This is a genomic window from Shewanella zhuhaiensis (assembly GCF_022484835.1).
Taxonomy (GTDB): Bacteria; Pseudomonadota; Gammaproteobacteria; order Enterobacterales; family Shewanellaceae; genus Shewanella; species Shewanella khirikhana.
The window spans coordinates 11,338-31,314 of the sequence record NZ_JAKUDL010000006.1 but is presented as its reverse complement, the minus strand read 5'-3'; the positions used below and the strand labels follow the sequence as shown (position 1 = coordinate 31,314).

The following is a 19,977-nucleotide window of genomic DNA, read 5'->3' as shown; positions in this document are numbered from 1 at the left end:
GGGTGGCCTTTTGCAAGAGTTTATAAATTTCAGTTGTTTACAACATCCATTTCGTCCAACAGGTTGTGGGCGTTGTCGACTTTGTCCATCATCCACAGGATGTAACGTATATCTACGTGTACAGCGCGGGTGATTTCCGGGTTAAAAAACCAGTCTTTGGTAATAGCTTCGTAGGTGGAGTCGAAGTTGAGTCCCACCAGTTCGCCGCGGCCGTTGAACACGGGGGAACCCGAGTTGCCGCCAGTGGTGTCTACGCTGGAAAGGAAGTTCACCGGTACCGAGCCAAAGGCTTCGGGTTTGTCCAGGCAGGAGAACAGGCGGCACATAAAGCTTCTTGCATCCGGGTAGAGGTCATCGACTTTATGCTTGCCCATGTCACCGGCCTTGATTGCATCCAGCACTTTTTGCGGCGCGTTGAAAGGCTCAACCCCTGTATGCTTGGCCACTATGCCTTCGAGACGGGTGAAAGGCTGCTTGTAGAGGGCATCACGTGACTGATAACCATCCACCATGCCGTAAGTGATGCGCAAAGTGCCGTTGGCGTCAGGGTATACCGGCCAGCCTTTATCCTTGTAGTAGGCAATCACGGCTTGCATCATCGCCGGACGGGCAATGCTGAGCTTACCGTCCAGGGTCTTTTCGGCCTTTTCCTGTGCCATGCGGGTATCGTACAGCGCAACGGCAAGCTGAATGAAAGGATCGTCACTTGCCTGGAACTCGGCTGGTGTCTTGTCCATCCAGGCAAGACGGCTTGCCTGGTCGGTCAGGCCGGTGGCGTTGTAAAGCGCATCCAGTCGTTCAGACAAGGGCTTGTCGCCACCTTTATTCAGCATCTTATCCAGGGCTTCAACCCGGTGAGACTGAGCCAGATACTCTTCGATATCTGCCTGCCACAGCACCTTGTCTACTTTCACATCAAAGCTGGCGTCGATGCGCTTGAGGCGGTCGGCGAACATCTTGATGTCGCGCTCCTGATAACCCTGCTCACGCTCCGCATCCGGCTTTTGCTTTTCATTGGCGAGACGATACAGGCGATTGGCGGCGCCAAGCAGATCGCTCGACTGAGCGTTGTTGAAGTAATAGTTGGTCTGATACTGATCCTGGCCTTCTTTAATCAGCGCTTTCAGCTCTGCCATCTGTTTGGCATCGCCGTGGCTGGCAAACCAGGCCATAAAGGCATCTTCGCGCTGCTGCTTGATGGCAGCGATGTCGGTGGCTTTAAAGCCATCGAGCAGACCATTGAGCTTTTTCATGCGATTGGCCATACCCGCCACTGTGCCGGCGTACTTGATGGCAAGTTCAGGTTCGGCGGCGCCCATGGCTTCAATGGTATCGATACGCGCCTGGAAGCGCTTGGCCTGAGTCGGGTAAAGCCAGCTGCTGGCAAACTCAAGCTCTGTTGTCAGGCGGTAGCGGCTGGTTGAGCCGGGGTAACCTGCTACAAATACGCCGTCACCGGCTTTTACGCCTGAGCCATTTACTTTCAGGAAGCTCTTTGGCTGATAGGGCACGTTGTCGTCGCTGTATGGTGCGGGCTTGCCGTCTTTGCCCACGTAGGCACGCAGGAAGGTAAAGTCGCCGCTGTGACGTGGATACTCGTAATTGTCGATATCACCGCCGTAGCTGCCCACGCTTTCGGGTGGTGCGTACACCAGGCGCACATCGCGGATCATCAGCTGTTTGATGAGATAGTATTCCAGGCCATTGTGGAAGCTGCGTACCGAGCAGCGATAGTTATCGTCGCTCTCACATTCTTTTATCAGTGCTTTTTGACGATTTTCAATGGCTTCCACCCGGGCCAGCGGTTCGCCTGGCAGGGCATCGGTCACGGCTTTTGTCACGTCGGTAACCGCTTCGGTCACGTACAGGCGTTCGTTGGGGCCGGCAGAAGGTTCCTTATCTTTGCTGGTCGCGAGGAAGCCCTCGGCCAGGTAGTTTTTATCCTTGCTGCTGTTATATTGAATCGCCCGGTAAGCACAGTGATGATTTGTCACTACCAGCCCTTGGGGGGATACGAAACTGGCGGTACAATACCCCAGCCCCACCACGGCATTCATGGGATGGCGAGTCAGGTCGGCGAGTTGTTCTGCGGGGATATCGATTCCACGGGCCTTGAGTTTGTCTGCGATGGAAGGCATCTGATAAGGTTGCCACTGGCCTTCGTCGGCGACTGCCAGCCCGGATGAGAGCACCAGCGCCGCTGCCACTAGGTTGCGCATGTTGATTCCTTAATTATTGTTCGTGAGTCCATCGTGGATGGGAAAGGCTTTGGTATCACCAAAGTCGCGAAGATTTATACCATATTTTGCAAATCCGTTGGATATTGGGAGACTGAATGTCACAGGAAGCCGCGTTTAAGCCCAAGGGGAAACCCAGAGACGCTCAGCTTGATGCGCTAAAGATGCCGCCACACTCCATTGAGGCCGAACAGTCGGTGCTCGGTGGCCTGATGTTGGATGCCGAGGCCTGGGATAAGGTGGCCGAGGCCGTGGTGCGTGACGATTTTTATTCCCGCTCTCACCGACTGATTTTCTCTGCCATGCAAAGGTTGGTGGAGCAGGGCCAGCCGCTCGATTTGATTACAGTGTCTGAGCAGCTCGAACTGAATAACGAGCTGGATGACGCAGGTGGCTTTGCTTATCTGGGCGAAATTGCCAAGAACACCCCCAGCGCCGGTAACATTCACTCCTATGCCGAAATCGTGCGTGAGCGTGCGGTGGTGCGGGAGATGATCCGGGTTGCCCACGAAATTGCCGATGCCGGTTATAACCCAGAAGGTAGAGACTCCAGCGCCCTGCTGGATTTGGCCGAAACCAAGGTATTTAAGATTGCCGAGCAGCGGGCCAATGCCAACGAAGGCCCCGAGGACATCAAATCTATCCTCGAGAAAACCGTCGATAAAATCGAAGAGCTGTATAACAACCCCCATAACGGTGTGACCGGGGTGTCCAGCGGCTTTTCCGATCTTGACCGCATGACCGCAGGCTTCCAGAGCGGCGATCTGGTGATTGTGGCAGCCCGTCCGTCCATGGGTAAAACCACTTTCGCCATGAACCTGTGCGAATACGCCGCCATGAACGAAGACAAACCTGTGCTGATTTTCAGTCTCGAGATGCCCTCGGAACAGATCATGATGCGTATGCTCGCCTCCCTCGGACGCGTGGACCAAACCAAAGTGCGTACCGGCCAGCTGGACGATGAAGATTGGGCGCGGGTGTCTTCCACCATGGGGCTGATGCTCGAGCAGGGCAAGATGTATATCGACGACAGCTCGGGTCTGACCCCTACTGAAGTGCGTAGCCGTGCCCGCCGGGTTGCCCGCGAGTGGGGCGGCCTGTCGATGATCATGGTCGACTACCTGCAGTTGATGCAGGTGCCGGCACTCTCTGATAACCGTACCCTGGAAATCGCCGAAATCTCCCGCTCGCTCAAGGCGCTGGCCAAAGAGCTGGAGATCCCGGTGATTGCACTGTCGCAGCTTAACCGCTCGCTGGAACAAAGAGCCGACAAGCGCCCGGTGAACTCGGATCTGCGTGAATCCGGCTCTATCGAGCAGGATGCGGACCTCATCATGTTTATCTACCGTGACGAGGTATACAATAACGATTCTGCCGATAAGGGAACGGCCGAAATCATTATTGGTAAGCAGCGTAACGGCCCCATCGGCCGGGTACGTTTGACCTTCCAGGGCCAATTCTCCCGCTTCGACAATTATGCCGGTCCTCAGTTTGAAGAGGACTAACTCCGTTATGGCTCTCACAAGGCAGTTATTTTGAAACCCTTTCCCCGCGCAGAAATCAGTAGTCGCGCGCTGAAAGCCAACCTTGCCCGGCTTCGGGAAATTGCCCCCGGCAGTAAGGTAATGGCAGTGGTAAAGGCCAACGGTTATGGTCATGGCCTGCTCAATGTTGCTGAGGTCGTTGATGATGCCGATGGTTTTGGTCTGGCACGCCTCGAAGAAGCATTGGAAGTACGCGCCGGTGGTGTTAACGCCCGGCTGCTGTTGCTGGAAGGTTTTTTCCGTACCGAAGACTTGCCTTTGCTGGTGGAGCACGACATAGACACCGTGGTGCATCACGAATCTCAGCTTGCAATGCTGGAGTCGGTTAGCCTGCAAAAGCCAGTCACTGTGTGGCTGAAAATCGACTCCGGCATGCATCGTCTTGGGTTTCATCCGGAAGATTTTGAGCAGGTGTACCAGCGTTTGCTGGCCAACGCCAACGTGGCCAAGCCGGTGCATCTGATGACCCATTTCAGCTGCGCCGACGAGCCAGACAACCAGGTGACTGCAGCGCAGATGACGCGTTTTCAGCAAGTTACCGAAGGCCTGCCCGGCGATAAAACTCTGGCCAACTCCGCCGGAGTGCTTTATTGGCCCGACAGCCAGGCCGACTGGATCCGACCGGGCATTGCTTTGTATGGCGTATCGCCGGTCGCAGGGGATTTGGGGGCCAATCACGGTTTGCAGCCAGCTATGGCGCTGATGTCTCAGCTGATTGCCGTACGTGAGCATAAGGCCGGTGAGAGTGTTGGTTATGGCGCTTACTGGACATCCAACCGCGATACCCGCCTTGGTGTGGTTGCCATAGGTTATGGCGACGGTTACCCCCGCAATGCCCCCGAAGGTACACCAGTGCTTATTAATGGCCGCAGGGTGCCGATAGTGGGGCGGGTCTCCATGGACATGCTGACGGTGGATTTGGGGCCCGATGCCAATGATAAGGTCGGTGATGCCGCCATGTTGTGGGGGCCGGATTTGCCGGTAGAGGAAGTGGCAGAGCAGATTGGTACTATCGCCTATGAGCTGGTGACCAAGCTGACCCCGCGGGTGGCTGTTTGTCTGGATTAACCGCCGGGGTTGATAAACACTTGCTCTGAATAAGGCGCTCACAGTTGGGCGCCTTTTTTGTGTCGTTTTTAACTGTCAGTTTTCAAAACAGATTTCGATATAGGCCGTGCCGTAGGGGCTGGTGAATGGCATGATGATTTTGGTGCCGTCGGCCTTGTGAGAAATACGATGACCTGTGCCCGCCACGACAACCGGGGTCGCCATTTCAAATTCGTAACCCTTTTCGCCCAACAGGTTTTTGGCGCCACCGGTGACCATGTTGGTGATTTCCCCGACCATGTCGGTGACTTCATCGTTAATTTTGCCGGGGTTTTCCCCAAGCATGTTTTGCATGATTTGCAGCGCCAGGCTTTCTTCGAAGGTTATCGACATTGAGCCCTTGGTCTGCGGCCCCACCATACCTATCAGCCCGGAAACGTCACCCTTGGCCAGATTGTCGGTTTTCAGTCGGGCCTTACCCGGCGTCAGCTGCATCGAGGCCATGGTCGAAACCACATTCAGCAGAGACTGTAAAAACGGATTGATAAATTCGACATTCATTCCAGGCGCACCTCGATTGATATTTATCGCGAGGGCATCCCGTGATGTCGCCCGCATATTCATAAGGGTAGATGAATTTTATAGTGGCGGGTAAGTTTTGCCGGGATCCCTGCCCGGATTTTGGGTGTCGTTTTGTCGCGCCGGCGTGTAAAATATCCGCCCTTTATTGCCGCTGACAGGATGGGCCTTGTATGCCATCGCCAATTAATCGCACCTTCTCCGTTGCGCCTATGCTCGACTGGACCGACAGGCATTACCGCTATTTTGCCCGCCTGATGTCCAACGAGGCGCTGCTGTACACCGAAATGGTCACCACAGGGGCGATTCTGCACGGCAAGGGCGACTATCTTGAGTACAACGAAGAGGAGCATCCGCTGGCACTGCAACTGGGTGGCTCCAACCCTGCCGATTTGGCAGCCTGTGCCAGGCTCGCCGAAGCGCGCGGCTATGATGAGGTAAACCTGAACGTGGGGTGTCCCTCGGATCGGGTACAGAATGGCCGTTTTGGCGCCTGCCTGATGGCAGAGCCCAAATTGGTCGCCGAGTGCGTCGATGCGATGCGCCAGCAGGTGTCGATTCCAGTAACGGTCAAGACCCGTATTGGCATCGATGAGCAGGACTCTTACGAATTTCTCACCGATTTTATCGACACAGTTGCCGCGGCCGGCTGCGATACCTTTATCATCCATGCCCGAAAGGCCTGGTTGCAGGGGCTGAGCCCGAAAGAGAACCGCGAAATTCCACCGCTGGACTACGACCGTGTGTATCAGCTCAAGCAGGACTACCCACAGCTATCCATCAGCATCAATGGTGGCGTGACCTCGATTGATGCGGCCAAAACCCATCTTGAGCGGCTCGATGGCGTGATGGTTGGACGCGAGGCCTATCAAAACCCCTTTATTCTGGCTGAAGTCGACAGTGCCCTCTGCGGGAAGACTTCGCCGGTCCAAAGCCGGGAAGAGGTTATCGGGAAATTAGTTCCTTATATCGGGAAACACCTTGAGCAAGGTGGCAGACTCAACCATATCAGCAGACATATCATAGGTTTATATCAGGGCATTCCAGGCTCACGCGCCTGGCGCCGTTACTTGAGTGAGAACGCTCACAAGCCAGGTGCCGGTATCGAAGTGATTGAAAATGCACTGAAAGCCATGGAAGACAACGGCCTTTAATCCCGCAATTTTTTCAAATTGGCGAAATTTACCACAAGCTTGGTGAATTTCGCCTGCCAACCATCTCTCCTCCGTTCTCCTTTTGTGCTGGATGCTGTTTTATCATTTGTAAAACAGTGGCTTGCTTTTATTTTTCAAAATTGGCACGGCAATTGTAACTCCCTCTGTGACATTGGTTAACAAACGGAGTGAACACCATGTTTAAGCAAACTTTGAAATCTACTTTGGCGGTACTGGCACTGACTTCTTCATTGGGCATGGCCAGCGCTCAGGCAAACGAAGCACTGACCACCGAGCTTTTGCGCACTGTCGAGCAAAACATGGTGAGCCAGACCAAGGAAATGTTGCAAAACGCTGCCCTGGACCTACAACTGGATCTGAAAACTGAGCTGACCAAAAGCTGGGCGGCAATCACAGAAGAGAAAGTGGTAGCCACTGCGCCTGCCAAAGCCGAGGCCCTGGTCGCCTCCAAGGAGTAATCCATGTGGCTGACAGTAGGACTCTCGTTGAAAACGGCACTGGTGCTGCTATTACCGGTAGCAAGCTTTGTGGTCTTTGCCGGATTCACTTGCCTGATGCGCTGGCACAGGTTCTGAAGCTACACCCTTGAGGAACGAACAGTATGAGCAGTATTGAAATGCGCCTAAATAATCCCCGCCGCCTGGTATGTGGCGTGGCCGCGGCCATGGCAGACAAGTTTGGCTGGTCTTGCATGTGGACCCGGGTGGCCTGGATGGTGTCTACCTTGCTGAATCCTGCGATGACGCTGCTGGTTTACTTTGCGCTGGCATTGCTGATGGAGAAGTGGGAAGCATGAGGGTGGCAGGTGTTTTGATGATATAGCCAGCCCCTTGCTGAACGCTCCTGTGGGGGAGTTTTCAGCCAGGGGTTGGGGCACTTGTGTTATGCCTTGCCAAGAAATGCCTGAAATCTGGCCTTGGCTTCATCGCTTTTCAGCCTTTCACCAAAGGCTTCCAGTTCCAGATGCATTTGATGTTGCACCCTGTGTTTGTGGGGGCGCATCAGTTGCCGGGTTTGTTGCAGCGCCTGGGGCGGCTGAGCGGCGAGTCGTTTGGCCTTGTCCATAGCGGTTTGCAACAGGGTCTCAGAGGGAACCAGGCCGTTAATCAGCTTAAGCTCACAGGCGGTCACGGCATCGAAGGGATCGCCAAGCAGCAGGAGTTCTGCGGCCTTTTGGTATCCCACCAGTTCCGGCAATAACATGCTGGCACCGGCCTCGGGTACCAGCGCCAGATTGACGAAAGGCAATTGAAACCTGGCGCTGTTGTCGGCATACACCAGGTCGCAATGAAGCAGCAGTGTGGTGCCTATGCCCACGGCGCTGCCACTGACGGCTGCCACCATGGGTTTTTTCAGTTCAAGCAAGCAAAACAGAAAGCGCACGGCGGGGTGATTTGGCCCTAAGTCGCTATTTTGCAAAAAGTCTGCAACATCGTTGCCAGCAGTGAAGCAATTGGCTTCGCCGCTCAACAGGAAGGCACGAATCTCATTGTCGCTCTCACCTTGCATAAGGTATTCTGTGAGCTGCCGGTACATATCGAGGTCGAGCGCATTGCGCTTATCCGGGCGGTTAAAGCTGAGGTGGCGAACGCCCTCTACGTCCTTGACGAGTATCTTACTCATGGGATTTCCTCTGATCACTTGGCATGACATGGAGTGTATGACATTGAAACCAATATTCAAACATCTGTTTAATCTCGCCCTTGTGGGACTTTTATCCGCACCAGCCATGGCTGAGATTATAGTGAAAGATGGATTTGTGCGCGCAATGCCCCCCGCTTCGCCCAACACAGCTGCGTATTTCACCCTGATTAATCATGGTGAGGCCAACGAGCTGGTGGCGGTGAGCACCCCGGTCGCCCGTGAAGCTCAGCTGCACACCCTGGTAACGGAAAACGATGTGGTCAAGATGCGTCAGGTCACCGGCTTTCCCGTTGATGCCCATGGCACTCTGGCACTTGGTGAGCAGGGCGACCATGTGATGTTGCTTGGTCTTAAGGCGCCACTTGCCGAAGGCGAGACTGTCGCCCTGGAGCTGACCTTCAAGTCCGGTGAAACCGTGGAGATTTCACTGCCGGTGAGCAAGGCGGCTGCCGCTGCCGATGAGCATCATCACCACCATCATTAAAGGAGTAAACACAGATGCAAGTGACATGGAAAAAGGTCGCAGGCGTAGCTGCGGTTGTTGCCGTGGTTATGTACGGGGTGAGCGTATGGTGGAGCGTCGAGCCGGATGTGCTTGAGCCCGAGGTGCTGAACGCCGAAGATGGCCAGATGGTGGTGGGTTACGCCACAACGTCCTCGCTTATCAACACCCTGGATACCTTGTTGAATAAGCCGGGCGGCTGGTTGTCAAACGACACCACACCACCGTCTATCTTTATGGACAATATGCCGGCATTTGAGTTCGGCGCCCTGGAGCAGGCCCGGGATCTGGCGCTTATTATGCGTAAAGAGTTCAGCCGCTCTCAATCGCAGTCTACCGCCGACAACGACTTGCTGGAGGCTCACTCCAAGCTCAATATTGACCATACCTCCTGGCTGGTGCCAAGCGCCGAGAGCGAGTACAGCGATGCCATTAAGCTGCTGAAACTCTACCGCGCCCGCATCTCCGACAGCACTAACCGCGATGCTCAGTTTTATGCCCGCGCCGACAACCTGAACGAGTGGCTCAAAGAGGTGCAAAAGCGCCTTGGCAGCATGTCGCAGCGTTTGTCTGCCAGTGTGGGACAGGAGCGTCTGAATACCGATCTGGCCGGCGATACCTCTGCCCGTCAGTCTACCCCCAATCTTGCCAACCATCAGGTGAAAACCAGCTGGTGGGAGATTGACGATGTCTTCTACGAGAGTCGCGGCTCCTGTTGGGCTCTGCTCAACTTTATGAAGGCCGTAGAGGTCGATTTTGCCGATGTGCTCAAGAAGAAAAATGCCGAAGTCAGCTTAAAGCAGATCATCCGCGAGCTGGAATCGACCCAGCAAACGGTTTGGAGTCCGCTTGTTCTTAATGGCACTGGCTTTGGCTATGTGGCCAACCATTCCTTGGTGATGGCCAACTACGTTTCCCGCGCCAATGCGGCGCTCATTGACTTAACCAACTTGCTTTCACAGGGTTAATTATGCAGAAATCCGTTCTCGCAGCTGCGCTGCTCACCGCCATGGCGGCTTCTTCAGCCAACGCAGCCACTGTATTAGGTTTCAAGGCCGGTGCCGATTACTGGCAGGCCGACGCCGCAGGCAACGTGCCTGATAACGCCGGCAACCTGCAAGGTTTTGATTACGATACCTCCGGCCAAACCAGCCTCTGGATTGCGGTTGAGCATCCCATTCCGCTGGTGCCAAACCTGCTGATCCGTGAAAACCGCCTCGAAGAAAATGGCTTCAAGAGTGGTGCCGATTTCAGCTTCGGTACCATCGACTTCAGCGGTGATGTGTACAGCACCATGGATCTGAGCAACACCGATTTCGTGCTCTACTATGAACTGCTGGACAACGACATTGTGTCGCTGGATGTGGGCGGTGCCTACAAGCAGATGCATGGCTCCTTCCGGGTCAGCAACGCCTCAGCGGTAGCGCAGCAGAAGGACTTTGATGGCGGCATCATCATGGGTTATGCCAGCGCCGTTGTGGGTCTGCCAATCGTTGGCCTGTACGGCTTTGCCGATCTGATGGCCGGTCTGGATGAGAGCCAGGTGTACGACTACAGCGTGGGTCTTGGCTGGGAATTCGACGGTGTGGCACTGGATACCCGTATCCGCGCCGGCTACCGCGAGTTTAACTTCGATGTGAACAACTTTGACGGCATCTCTACCGACAGCAGCTTCAAGGGCTTCTTCGGTGGTGTGGAACTGCTGTTCTAACAGCCGTTCGTCAGACATAAAAAAACCGCCTATTGGGCGGTTTTTTTATGCTTCAGTAAAGCCTTACTGAGACAGCATCAGACCATTGTTGATGGCGATGATGTCATCTTCAGTCAGGGTGCCGGCAGCCTGTTTCAGAGCCAGCACTGAGCTGATGTAGCTGTAGCGCGCATCGGACAGCTTACGCTTGGAATCGTACAGGTCACGGGTACGGTTCAGCACGTCAACGATGGTACGGGTACCTACCTCAAAACCGGCCTGGGTGGCATTCAGGGCGCTCTCAGAAGACACCACTGACTGCTCGTAAGCGCGGATGGAGCTGATAGAGGCACCGACGTTGTTGAAGTTGTTGCGCACATCCTTCACCACGCGGCGATAGCTCTGCTCCAGCTTTTCGCTGGCTTCAACGTATCTGTACTGGGCCTGCTCAACCTTGGAGCTGACCTTGAAGCCTTCGAAGATTGGGATAGAGAGGTTTACACCAATTGAGCTGTTGTCGAAGTCTGGACCTGGGGTCTGCTCGAAGCCCTTGGTGTAACCGGCACTCAGGCTCAGCGAAGGATAGTGACCGGCCTTGTAAAGGCTGATGGTCTCTTCGGCGATGTCCTTACCAATGCGCTGACTCATCAGGTCGGTGCTGTTGGTTTCGGCCATCTTGATCCACTCGGACGGCATGGCTGGCGCCGGAGCGGCCGCGCTGAAACGATTGGTATCGAGCACATTGATAGACTTGTGGTCGATGCCGGTGATTTCGCGCAGGGCTTCGTAGCTGTTTGACAGGGTGTTCTCGGCCAGGATTTCAGTGGCCGAGGCCAGGTCATACTGCGCCTGAGCTTCGTGTACGTCGGTGATGGCGGTCAGACCCACAGCAAAACGCTGCTTGGTTTGCTCCAGTTGACGTTCGATAGCGCGCTTCTCGGCGCCTTGGAACTCGTAGTTGTCCTTGGCTTTGAGTACGTCAAAGTAGGCCTGAGTCACGCGGATAATCAACGACTGCAGTGCAGAGGCATAAGCAGCATCGGCTTGAGCCGCGGCTTTTTCGGCCAGAGACAGACCTACCCAGGCGCTGTGATCGTAGATCACCTGATTCAACTTGATGCCACCGGTGAAGCCGTCAGAATCGTCTGATGGGTCTTTCCAGGCCTTGTCATAGCCAACGTTGGCACTGATGGTTGGCAGCAGGGGAGCGCGGTTTTCTTCAATCTGGGCGTAAAGCGCGTTGCGCTGAGCCTGAGCCTGCAGTACCAGCGGATCGCTGGTCAGTGCCTGCTGATAAATTTGCAGCAGATCATCGGCATGGACATTTGATGCACCGGCGGCCAGAACCACGGCGGCGCACAGAGAGCTGAGCTTGAATTTCATTGGCTGTCCTTATTGAGACAATGTCCCCGAGGGCGGGGTTATTAACTGGATTAAAATCACATGCCCTTAATCCGGGCGGTTCGCGCTTCCCGACGCTTCCCGAAACAGCTAAAAGTTAATGGTTGAAATACTAAAAAATCAACCATTTTTGAGTCAAACCCGAAGTGTAACAGATTTTAATTTAAATCTTTGTGTAAAAGCCCTGATAATAAGTGAAAGATGTACCGATGGAGCAAGGGATGTTTAACAGACTGTTTAGCCGAAAAGACATAGAAGTGCTGGAGTCGCGCCCGCTGTATCAGGGCTTTTTCCGCATGATGCAGTATCGCTTTCGGCACAAGCTGTTTGCCGGTGGCTGGAGTGAAGAGATAACCCGCGAGGTCTTCGAGCGCGGCCATGCGGTGGTGGTATTACCGTACGATCCAGTGACCGACAGCGTGGTGCTTATCGAGCAGGTTCGTTTTCCTGCGCTGGAAACCAGTGAACATCCCTGGCTGCTGGAGCTGGTGGCCGGCATGATGGAGCAGGGCGAGTCGCCTGAAGAGGTGGCGCGCCGTGAGCTGATGGAAGAAGCGGGGCTCGAAGCCAAACGCCTTATTGCCACCGGCAGCTACCTGTCCAGCCCGGGCGGCTGCAGCGAGCGCTTTTATGCTTTTATGGCCGAAGTGGATGCCAGCAAGGCCGAAGGTCTGCATGGTCTGGCCCACGAGCATGAAGATATCCGGGTATTGGTGCTGCCCCGCACCGAAGCCTATGCCATGGTAGAATCAGGTGAAATCGACAATGGCTCGACCGTTATCGGGCTGCAGTGGCTGGAATTGAATCACCATAAGTTTATCGGGAGCCGGGATTGAGCGGTTTGAAACCCAGATATCAACCCAACCTCAATGGGTTTCTTGCCCTTTGTGGACGCAATTATGCCTTGCTGCTGCGCTGGCTGCCGGAAGCGCTCGCCCTGGATGCGCCAGTCAGTGTGCGGGGCAAACATGGGTTGCTGAAGATCACCTTGCTGGAAAATACCCGCTACACCCAATTGGTCGAAATATCCCGCCCGTTGGGAAAAACACCGCTTATCGCAGACCCCAAGGTATTGGTTCGGATTTATCATGATGCTAAATTAGCAGAAGTGTTAACTGGTCAGCAGATTTCCCTCCTCAGTGCAGTGTATGATTACCCCAATTTGCGAATGTACCAAAGTGATGAAAAGTACCAGGTTAATGCATTCCTGGAAGAATTATTGAAGATTGGCTGTCGTAATCAGATGACAGTGCAGTCTTAAAATTGGGTCGACATAGTGCTGAAAGAGGCTGTTGAATATTCACTGACAGAGGGGGAGACTGCGCGCCTGGTGCAGATCACCGACCCGCATCTGTTTGCCAGCCATGAGGGGCAACTTCTGGGTGTGAATACCGCCCAGAGTCTCTCGGCCGTGCTCAATACCCTCAACGCGACCCATTACCCCGCCCACCTGATGCTGGCCACCGGCGATATCAGTCAGGACTATACCCCCGAGTCTTACCGCAACTTTGTCGATGCCATCGGCCTTCTGGGCTTGCCTTGTCATTATCTGCCCGGCAATCACGACGATCCGCGGGTGATGCACCTGCACATGCAGGGTCCCAGAGTATTTGGTCAGCAGCGCATCTTTATTGGTAACTGGCAAATCCTGATGCTGGACAGCACAGTGCGCGGCAAGCCCGGCGGCCATATGGGCGAAGCCCAGTTTGCGCTGATTGACGAAGCCATCGCGGCCGAGCCCGAGCGCCATACTTTGCTGGTGATGCATCACAATCCTATTTTGGTTGAATGTGCCTGGCTCGATCAGCACTGCATGGATAATGGTGCGGCATTTCTTGAGCGGGTTTCGCAATACCCTCAGGTGAAAGGTGTGCTTTGGGGCCATGTGCATCAGGCGCTGGATGAGTTTTACCCCCGAGACAATGCGCCACTGCCGCTGATGGCCACCCCGTCCACCTGTATTCAGTTCAAGCCCAAATCCCCTTATTTTGCCCTGGACCATCTGCAGCCCGGCTATCGTTTGCTGGAGCTTTTGCACGATGGTAGCATTCATACCCATGTTTACCGGGTGCCAGGCAACCTGTTCGCCCCCGACCATAACTCCAGCGGTTACTGAGGGCTCAGGCCGCAGCGTGAGGACCTATGCTGCTCTACATACATGGATTCAACAGCTCTCCCAAATCCGAAAAAGGCGTCCTGACGGCAAACTTCCTCGCCAACCAGTTTCCGGGCGTACGACTGCTGCAGCCGCAATTGCCATCTGATATTGATGAAGCCGCCAAGCTGCTCGCCGACCTGACCCAAGAGGCCCGCGAGCGTGGCGAACCACTGAGATTCATAGGCTCATCCCTCGGCGGCTTTTATGCTACCTGGCTTGCCGAAACCTTTGGTGGTAAGGCTGCACTGATTAACCCGGCGGTCTCGCCCTATGATTTGTTTGAAGAGTTTCTCGGTCCGCAGCACAACCCTTATACCGACGAACACTATCAGGTGTTGCCGGAGCATCGGGAAGCATTGAAAAGCTATGACGTGGAAGCCATAGCCAATCCCGACCGCTTTTTTGTATTATTACAAACCGGTGATGAAGTGCTGGATTACCGTTTGGCACTGGACAAATACCATTGTTGTCGGATGCTGATCGAACCCGGCGGAGACCACAGTTTTGTGGGTTTTGAGCGGCAGTTGCCGGATATCGCCGCATTTTTAGAGTTACCTTGACAAACCGAACCGCAGGGCCGCACCATGGCCTGAATAACGAAAAATAACGTGCGCCATGACCAACCAATACAATTCTGATGCGATTGAAGTGCTGAATGGCCTTGAGCCTGTGAAGCGCCGCCCCGGTATGTATACCGACACCACCCGTCCCAACCATTTGGGACAGGAAGTTATCGATAACAGCGTGGACGAGGCCCTGGCGGGTCACGCCAGTCGCATCGATGTCATTCTGCACACAGACAACTCCCTTGAGGTCATCGACGATGGCCGTGGCATGCCAGTGGATGTGCATCCCGAAGAAGGCATTCCCGGGGTTGAGCTTATCCTCACCAAGCTCCATGCGGGCGGTAAGTTTTCAAACAAAAACTACCAGTTTTCAGGTGGTCTCCACGGGGTGGGGATCTCGGTGGTGAATGCGCTTTCCAAGCGGGTTGAAATTACCGTGCGCCGCGATGCTCAGGTCTATGAAATGGCTTTTGAGCACGGGGAAAAGGTTGAGGATCTCCGTGTTACCGGCAGCTGTGGTCGCCGTAACACCGGCACCAGTGTTCATTTCTGGCCCGACGCCAGTTATTTTGATTCCCCCAATTTCTCCATCACCAAGCTGGTGCATCTGCTGAAAGCCAAGGCGGTGCTCTGCCCCGGGCTTAGAATTAAATTCTCCAACAAGCAAACCGGTGAAGTGCAGGAATGGTACTTTGAGGCCGGTCTGACGGATTACCTCAAAAGTGCGGTGGGCGATGTGGCCATGCTGCCGCCAGAGCCTTTCGTTGGCAGTTTCTCCGGCAATAATGAGGCCGCTGACTGGGCCATCACCTGGCTGCCGGAAGGTGGCGAGTATCTGGCCGAGAGTTACGTTAACCTGATCCCCACGCCGCTTGGCGGCACCCACGTAAATGGCTTCCGTCAGGGTTTGTTGGAATCCATGCGTGAGTTTTGTGAATTCCGCAATCTGATTCCCCGCGGCCTCAAGCTGAGCCCGGAGGATATCTGGGATAAAACCGCCTTCATTTTGTCTATCAAGATGCAGGACCCGCAATTTGCCGGCCAGACCAAAGAAAAGCTCTCCAGCCGTCAGAGTGCGGCATTCGTCTCCGGCATAGTGCGTGATGCCTTTTCGCTGTACCTGAACTCCCACACAGATCTCGCCGAAGCGCTGGCCGAGATGTGTATTGCCAATGCGCAAAAGCGCATGAAGGCGGCCAAGAAGGTGGCCCGTAAAAAGGTGACCTCAGGCCCGGCGCTGCCCGGCAAGCTGACCGATTGCAGTGGTCAGGACCCCATGACATCAGAACTGTTTTTGGTGGAAGGTGACTCGGCGGGCGGCAGTGCCAAACAGGCACGGGATCGTGAGTTCCAGGCCATCATGCCGCTGCGCGGTAAGATTTTGAATACCTGGGAGGTGGAAGCTTCGCAGGTGCTGGCATCGCAGGAAGTGCACGATATCTCTGTGGCCATTGGCTGCGACCCCGACAGCGATGATATTTCCGAGCTGCGCTACGGCAAGATTTGTATCCTCGCCGATGCCGACTCGGATGGACTGCACATTGCCACCCTGCTGTGTGCGTTGTTCCTCAAGCACTATCGGGTGCTGGTAGAGCGTGGCCATGTGTATATCGCCATGCCGCCGCTGTTCCGTATCGATATCGGCAAAGAGGTGTATTACGCCCTCGATGAGTCCGAGAAGCAGGGCGTGCTCGATCGTCTGGCGGCCGAAGGCAAGAAGGGCAAGCCGCAGGTGACCCGATTCAAAGGTCTGGGTGAGATGAACCCTCTGCAACTGCGGGAAACCACCATGGACCCCAACACCCGCCGTTTGGTGCAGCTGACCATCGATGATGCCGACGATACCGTGGCGCTGATGGATATGCTGCTGGCGAAGAAGCGCTCCGGCGATAGAAAGACCTGGCTTGAAACTAAAGGTGATTTGGCTGTCATCTGAGAACATCCATGCCCATGATAAAGATAACAGGCAAAAGAGAATGTTGAGTAACACGAACCTTGGCCGCCTTCTAGTTGCGGGGATGACCTGGCTGTCGTTGCCGGCGTTTGCCGAGCAGTCGATGACCATTACCGTGACCAAGGGATTCGGCATCGAGCTATACGCCTCGGATCTGGACGACGCCAAGCAATTGGCCGTGGGCGCCAACGGCACCCTGTTTGTCGGTTCGGCAAAAGGTGGCACCATTACTGCCTTGGTGGACGCCAACAACGATGGTCGGGTAGACCGTCGTTATGTGGTCGGCAAAGGCTTGGAAAATCCGGAAGCCATCGCGTTCCACAACGGCGATTTGTACGTGGCGCTGGAAGAAAAAATCCTGCGTTACGAAGACATTGAGCAGCGCCTGCGCCGCCCCGGCCGCCCCAAAGAGGTGTACGGCAAGCTACCCGCCGAAACCAAAAAGAGCGCCCGCGCCATGTCATTTGGTCCTGATGGCCGCCTGTATATCGCCATTGGTGCGCCCTGTAACGTCTGTGAAGCGGAAGCTCCTTTCGGCTCGATACTCGCCATCGATGTACGCACCGGCGCCAGCGAGCAAATCGCCACCGGCGTGCGCACTGTCCGTGGTTTTGACTGGTCCCCGAAAGACGGCAAAATGTGGTTTGCCGACATAGGCCGCGACTGGATGGGCGACAACCTGCCACCGGATGAAATCAACCGTGTCGACACCAAGGGTGTGCACTACGGCTTCCCCTATGTGCACGCCACCAGTGTGATGGAGCCAGCCTACGAAAAGCCCGACAATCTCAAGGTGACGGCGCCTGTATTTGAACTGCCCGCCCATGTTTCGCCCATGGGGCTGCTGTTTTATCGCGGTGAGCAGTTCCCCGCCGAGTATCACAACCAGCTGCTGGTGGCCGAAAACGGCTCCTGGAACCGTTCCAGTAAAATCGGCTATCAGATAGTGGTGCTCAGTATCGACAAGGGGGAAGTGGCTAACCGTGAAACCCTGATCAGTTTCCTCGATGGCGAGTTTCCCGTGGCCCGGCCCTATGCCATGGCGATGGGAACCGACGGTTCGCTGTTTATCTCAGATGATTTGAAAGGCAATGTTTATCGGTTCTTCTTCAAGCATGAAGAAGAGGCGGCGACGCAGGAAGAACAACCATGAGTGACGCCATAGACTTAAGCCTGGATGGTGTGGAGCAGATGCCGCTGAGGCGCTTCACCGAAGAGGCTTATCTCAATTATTCCATGTACGTGATCATGGACCGGGCCTTGCCCCATATCGGCGACGGTCTCAAACCGGTTCAGCGCCGTATTGTGTATGCCATGAGTGAACTGGGACTGAGTGCCCAGTCCAAACATAAAAAATCCGCCCGTACCGTGGGTGACGTGCTGGGTAAGTATCACCCCCATGGTGACAGCGCCTGTTACGAAGCCATGGTATTGATGGCGCAGCCGTTCTCTTACCGCTACCCGCTGGTGGACGGTCAGGGTAACTGGGGGGCGCCGGACGATCCCAAGTCCTTCGCTGCCATGCGTTATACCGAAGCCAGACTGTCGCGCTTCAGTGAAGTGCTGCTGTCGGAACTTGGCCAGGGCACAGTAGACTGGGGCGTGAACTTCGACGGCACCATGAAAGAGCCCAAGGTGCTGCCGGCCCGTTTGCCGCACATTTTGTTGAACGGGGTGACAGGTATTGCCGTGGGTATGGCAACCGACATTCCGCCGCACAACGCCCGCGAGCTTGCCAGCGCCTGTATCGAGCTGTTGGACAACCCCAAAACTGAACTGCCACGACTGATGGAACTGGTGCCCGGCCCGGATTATCCCACCGAAGCCGAAATCATTACCCCCAGTGACGAGATTGCCCGCATTTATGAGTCCGGCCGTGGTTCCATCAGGATGCGCGCCGTCTACGCCATGGAAAATGGCGAAGTGGTGATTTCAGCACTGCCGCACCAGGCGAGCTCCAGCAAAATTCTCGAACAGATTGCCGCCCAGATGCAGGCGAAAAAGCTGCCCATGGTGTCGGATCTGCGTGACGAATCTGACCATGAAAACCCTGTTCGCCTGGTATTGGTGCCCCGCTCCAACCGGGTCGACGTTGAGCAGTTGATGGCGCACCTGTTCGCCACCACCGAGCTCGAAAAGAGCTACCGGGTCAACCTTAACGTACTCGGACTCGATGGCCGTCCCAAGGTCAAAGGCCTGAAGGACATGCTCAGCGAATGGCTGGAATTCAGAACCGAAACGGTTCGCCGCCGCCTGCAATTCCGTCTCGACAAGGTGCTGGCACGCCTGCACATCCTCGAAGCTTTGATGGTCGCCTTCCTCAACATTGATGAAGTGATTGAAATCATCCGGTTCCATGATGAGCCTAAGGCCGAGCTGATGGCCCGTTTTGGCCTCAGCGACCGCCAGGCAGAAGCCATCCTCGAGCTGAAACTGCGTCATCTGGCCAAGCTCGAAGAAATTAAAATCAAGGCCGAGCAGAGTGAACTCGAAGCCGAGCGCGACAAGCTGGAGCAGATCCTTGGCTCCGAGCGTCGTCTCAAGACCCTGATCAAGAAAGAGCTGGAACAGGACGCCGAGACTTATGGTGACGAGCGTCGCTCACCGCTGGTGGTGCGTCAGGAGTCCCGCGCGCTGACCGAGCAGGAACTGCTGCCAACTGAACCTGTAACTGTGGTGTTGTCTGAAAAAGGCTGGGTGCGCTGCGCCAAAGGCCATGACATCGACGCCGAAGGCCTATCTTACAAGGCCGGTGACGGCTTCCTGTGCGCCGCGCCGGGCAGGAGCAACCAGCAGAGTGTGTTTATCGACAGCTCCGGCCGGGCGTTTGCCACCGATACCCATACCTTGCCCTCGGCCCGAAGCCAGGGCGAGCCAATAACCACCCGCTTCAATCTGGCGCCGGGTGAGACCATGGAGCACGTGCTGCTGGGTGAAGATCAGCAGCACTATTTGCTGGCCAGTGATGCCGGTTACGGCTTTATCTGCAGCTTTGCTGACATGGTGTCGCGCAACAAGGCGGGTAAAGCGCTGCTGAGTTTGCCATCTGGTGCCAAGGTGCTGCCGCCAAGGCGGGTGGATAAAGACGCCAATCCATCGATTCTGGCCATCACCAATGAAGGCCGTATGCTGGTGTTTGGACTCGATGCGCTGCCGCAGCTTGCCAAAGGTAAGGGCAACAAGATCATCGGCATCCCGTCCGAGCGTGCCAAGCTGCGTGAAGAGCTGCTGATCCATCTGCAACTGGTGCCGGCTGAATCGCCAGTGACCCTGTGGGCCGGAAAGCGCAAGTTGACCCTGAAAAGCGCCGATCTGGAGCATTATCGCGGTGAGCGCGGCAGACGTGGCGCCAAGTTGCCCCGTGGCTTGCAGCGGGTTGACCGGGTTGAGCTGGGCGAAGGCGATACCCCTGTGCTGTAAGCGGAACCGAACCTTTGCGGTAAGCGGTACTGAAAAAGAACCACAAAAAAGCGCTGCCCT

At 55.4% G+C, this 19,977-nt stretch carries 19 protein-coding genes; 15 read left to right on the top strand and 4 right to left on the bottom strand.

The features are described from left to right. Nucleotides 1-29: 29 nt before the first annotated feature. A complete protein-coding gene (locus MJ923_RS15700) occupies nt 30-2,219 on the bottom strand; it encodes a S46 family peptidase (RefSeq protein ID WP_240591895.1) in 2,190 nt (729 codons plus the stop codon). Nucleotides 2,220-2,335: 116 nt separating this feature from the next. Here MJ923_RS15700 and dnaB point away from each other — a divergent pair, with 116 nt between their 5' ends. Next, nucleotides 2,336-3,742: a replicative DNA helicase gene (gene dnaB / locus MJ923_RS15695; protein WP_240591894.1), complete on the top strand. Its 1,407-nt coding sequence runs from the start codon at nt 2,336-2,338 to the stop codon at nt 3,740-3,742. A gap of 30 nt (nt 3,743-3,772) precedes the next feature. After that, nucleotides 3,773-4,849, top strand: a complete 1,077-nt coding sequence (alr, locus tag MJ923_RS15690; protein WP_240591893.1) for an alanine racemase — start codon at nt 3,773-3,775, stop codon at nt 4,847-4,849. Between the two features lie 75 nt (nt 4,850-4,924). Here alr and MJ923_RS15685 read toward each other — a convergent pair whose 3' ends face one another. Next, a complete protein-coding gene (locus MJ923_RS15685; RefSeq protein ID WP_126168244.1) occupies nt 4,925-5,389 on the bottom strand; it encodes a chemotaxis protein CheX in 465 nt (154 codons plus the stop codon). A gap of 191 nt (nt 5,390-5,580) precedes the next feature. On the opposite strand from MJ923_RS15685, the gene dusA reads away from it, so the two are divergent. The 3 genes from dusA to MJ923_RS15670 all read left to right on the top strand — a co-directional run bounded on the left by dusA (nt 5,581) and on the right by MJ923_RS15670 (nt 7,378). Further along, a complete protein-coding gene (gene dusA, locus MJ923_RS15680) occupies nt 5,581-6,561 on the top strand; it encodes a tRNA dihydrouridine(20/20a) synthase DusA (RefSeq protein ID WP_240591892.1) in 981 nt (326 codons plus the stop codon). Nucleotides 6,562-6,758: 197 nt separating this feature from the next. Continuing rightward, on the top strand, nt 6,759-7,040 hold the full coding sequence (locus MJ923_RS15675; RefSeq protein ID WP_240591891.1) for a hypothetical protein: 282 nt from the start codon (nt 6,759-6,761) through the stop codon (nt 7,038-7,040). Between the two features lie 143 nt (nt 7,041-7,183). Next, the gene (locus MJ923_RS15670) at nt 7,184-7,378 is read left to right on the top strand and encodes a PspC domain-containing protein (protein WP_126168241.1); all 195 of its coding nucleotides are present in this window, start codon (nt 7,184-7,186) and stop codon (nt 7,376-7,378) included. Nucleotides 7,379-7,464: 86 nt separating this feature from the next. Here MJ923_RS15670 and MJ923_RS15665 read toward each other — a convergent pair whose 3' ends face one another. Continuing rightward, nucleotides 7,465-8,205 (bottom strand): enoyl-CoA hydratase-related protein, encoded by a 741-nt coding sequence (locus MJ923_RS15665; protein ID WP_240591890.1) that lies wholly within the window; start codon nt 8,203-8,205, stop codon nt 7,465-7,467. A 28-nt stretch (nt 8,206-8,233) separates the two neighbouring features. Between MJ923_RS15665 and MJ923_RS15660 the strand changes: the two genes are divergently transcribed. Genes MJ923_RS15660 through MJ923_RS15650 form a run of 3 tightly spaced genes read left to right on the top strand, consistent with a single transcriptional unit; the run spans nt 8,234 to nt 10,439 of the window. Further along, nucleotides 8,234-8,710: a copper chaperone PCu(A)C gene (locus MJ923_RS15660; RefSeq protein ID WP_126169545.1), complete on the top strand. Its 477-nt coding sequence runs from the start codon at nt 8,234-8,236 to the stop codon at nt 8,708-8,710. Between the two features lie 14 nt (nt 8,711-8,724). Then, a complete protein-coding gene (locus MJ923_RS15655; protein WP_126168239.1) occupies nt 8,725-9,696 on the top strand; it encodes a DUF2333 family protein in 972 nt (323 codons plus the stop codon). A gap of 2 nt (nt 9,697-9,698) precedes the next feature. Next, the gene (locus MJ923_RS15650; protein WP_126168238.1) at nt 9,699-10,439 is read left to right on the top strand and encodes a TIGR04219 family outer membrane beta-barrel protein; all 741 of its coding nucleotides are present in this window, start codon (nt 9,699-9,701) and stop codon (nt 10,437-10,439) included. Between the two features lie 63 nt (nt 10,440-10,502). On the opposite strand, the gene tolC is transcribed toward MJ923_RS15650, so the two are convergent. Continuing rightward, nucleotides 10,503-11,801: an outer membrane channel protein TolC gene (tolC, locus tag MJ923_RS15645; protein ID WP_126168237.1), complete on the bottom strand. Its 1,299-nt coding sequence runs from the start codon at nt 11,799-11,801 to the stop codon at nt 10,503-10,505. A gap of 239 nt (nt 11,802-12,040) precedes the next feature. Here tolC and nudF point away from each other — a divergent pair, with 239 nt between their 5' ends. The 7 genes from nudF (at nt 12,041) to parC (ending at nt 19,917) form a co-directional block, all read left to right on the top strand. Then, nucleotides 12,041-12,655, top strand: coding sequence for an ADP-ribose diphosphatase (nudF, locus tag MJ923_RS15640; protein WP_240591889.1), 615 nt, complete (start codon nt 12,041-12,043; stop codon nt 12,653-12,655). A gap of 5 nt (nt 12,656-12,660) precedes the next feature. Further along, entirely contained in the window at nt 12,661-13,080 is a 420-nt protein-coding gene (locus tag MJ923_RS15635) for a DUF1249 domain-containing protein (protein WP_240592058.1), read from the top strand. Between the two features lie 15 nt (nt 13,081-13,095). Beyond that, entirely contained in the window at nt 13,096-13,935 is an 840-nt protein-coding gene (cpdA, locus tag MJ923_RS15630) for a 3',5'-cyclic-AMP phosphodiesterase (protein WP_240591888.1), read from the top strand. Between the two features lie 26 nt (nt 13,936-13,961). Beyond that, on the top strand, nt 13,962-14,537 hold the full coding sequence (locus MJ923_RS15625; RefSeq protein ID WP_240591887.1) for a YqiA/YcfP family alpha/beta fold hydrolase: 576 nt from the start codon (nt 13,962-13,964) through the stop codon (nt 14,535-14,537). Between the two features lie 55 nt (nt 14,538-14,592). Continuing rightward, nucleotides 14,593-16,479 carry a DNA topoisomerase IV subunit B gene (gene parE / locus MJ923_RS15620; protein WP_240591886.1) on the top strand — a complete coding sequence of 629 codons (1,887 nt, stop codon included), beginning with the start codon at nt 14,593-14,595 and terminating at the stop codon, nt 16,477-16,479. Between the two features lie 82 nt (nt 16,480-16,561). After that, nucleotides 16,562-17,650 carry a PQQ-dependent sugar dehydrogenase gene (locus MJ923_RS15615; RefSeq protein WP_240592057.1) on the top strand — a complete coding sequence of 363 codons (1,089 nt, stop codon included), beginning with the start codon at nt 16,562-16,564 and terminating at the stop codon, nt 17,648-17,650. Further along, a complete protein-coding gene (parC, locus tag MJ923_RS15610) occupies nt 17,647-19,917 on the top strand; it encodes a DNA topoisomerase IV subunit A (RefSeq protein WP_240591885.1) in 2,271 nt (756 codons plus the stop codon). Before MJ923_RS15615 ends, parC begins: the two co-directional genes overlap by 4 nt. Nucleotides 19,918-19,977: the final 60 nt, after the last annotated feature.

What these genes read in the sequence shown, in the direction of transcription:
- MJ923_RS15700 (WP_240591895.1), bottom strand. Translation starts at nt 2,219, where the DNA reads ATGCGCAACCTAGTGGCAGCGGCGCTGGTGCTCTCATCCGGGCTGGCA.
- dnaB (WP_240591894.1), top strand. Translation starts at nt 2,336, where the DNA reads ATGTCACAGGAAGCCGCGTTTAAGCCCAAGGGGAAACCCAGAGACGCT.
- MJ923_RS15685 (WP_126168244.1), bottom strand. Translation starts at nt 5,389, where the DNA reads ATGAATGTCGAATTTATCAATCCGTTTTTACAGTCTCTGCTGAATGTG.
- dusA (WP_240591892.1), top strand. Translation starts at nt 5,581, where the DNA reads ATGCCATCGCCAATTAATCGCACCTTCTCCGTTGCGCCTATGCTCGAC.
- MJ923_RS15675 (WP_240591891.1), top strand. Translation starts at nt 6,759, where the DNA reads ATGTTTAAGCAAACTTTGAAATCTACTTTGGCGGTACTGGCACTGACT.
- MJ923_RS15670 (WP_126168241.1), top strand. Translation starts at nt 7,184, where the DNA reads ATGAGCAGTATTGAAATGCGCCTAAATAATCCCCGCCGCCTGGTATGT.
- MJ923_RS15665 (WP_240591890.1), bottom strand. Translation starts at nt 8,205, where the DNA reads ATGAGTAAGATACTCGTCAAGGACGTAGAGGGCGTTCGCCACCTCAGC.
- MJ923_RS15660 (WP_126169545.1), top strand. Translation starts at nt 8,234, where the DNA reads ATGGAGTGTATGACATTGAAACCAATATTCAAACATCTGTTTAATCTC.
- MJ923_RS15655 (WP_126168239.1), top strand. Translation starts at nt 8,725, where the DNA reads ATGCAAGTGACATGGAAAAAGGTCGCAGGCGTAGCTGCGGTTGTTGCC.
- MJ923_RS15650 (WP_126168238.1), top strand. Translation starts at nt 9,699, where the DNA reads ATGCAGAAATCCGTTCTCGCAGCTGCGCTGCTCACCGCCATGGCGGCT.
- tolC (WP_126168237.1), bottom strand. Translation starts at nt 11,801, where the DNA reads ATGAAATTCAAGCTCAGCTCTCTGTGCGCCGCCGTGGTTCTGGCCGCC.
- nudF (WP_240591889.1), top strand. Translation starts at nt 12,041, where the DNA reads ATGTTTAACAGACTGTTTAGCCGAAAAGACATAGAAGTGCTGGAGTCG.
- MJ923_RS15625 (WP_240591887.1), top strand. Translation starts at nt 13,962, where the DNA reads ATGCTGCTCTACATACATGGATTCAACAGCTCTCCCAAATCCGAAAAA.
- parE (WP_240591886.1), top strand. Translation starts at nt 14,593, where the DNA reads ATGACCAACCAATACAATTCTGATGCGATTGAAGTGCTGAATGGCCTT.
- MJ923_RS15615 (WP_240592057.1), top strand. Translation starts at nt 16,562, where the DNA reads ATGACCTGGCTGTCGTTGCCGGCGTTTGCCGAGCAGTCGATGACCATT.
- parC (WP_240591885.1), top strand. Translation starts at nt 17,647, where the DNA reads ATGAGTGACGCCATAGACTTAAGCCTGGATGGTGTGGAGCAGATGCCG.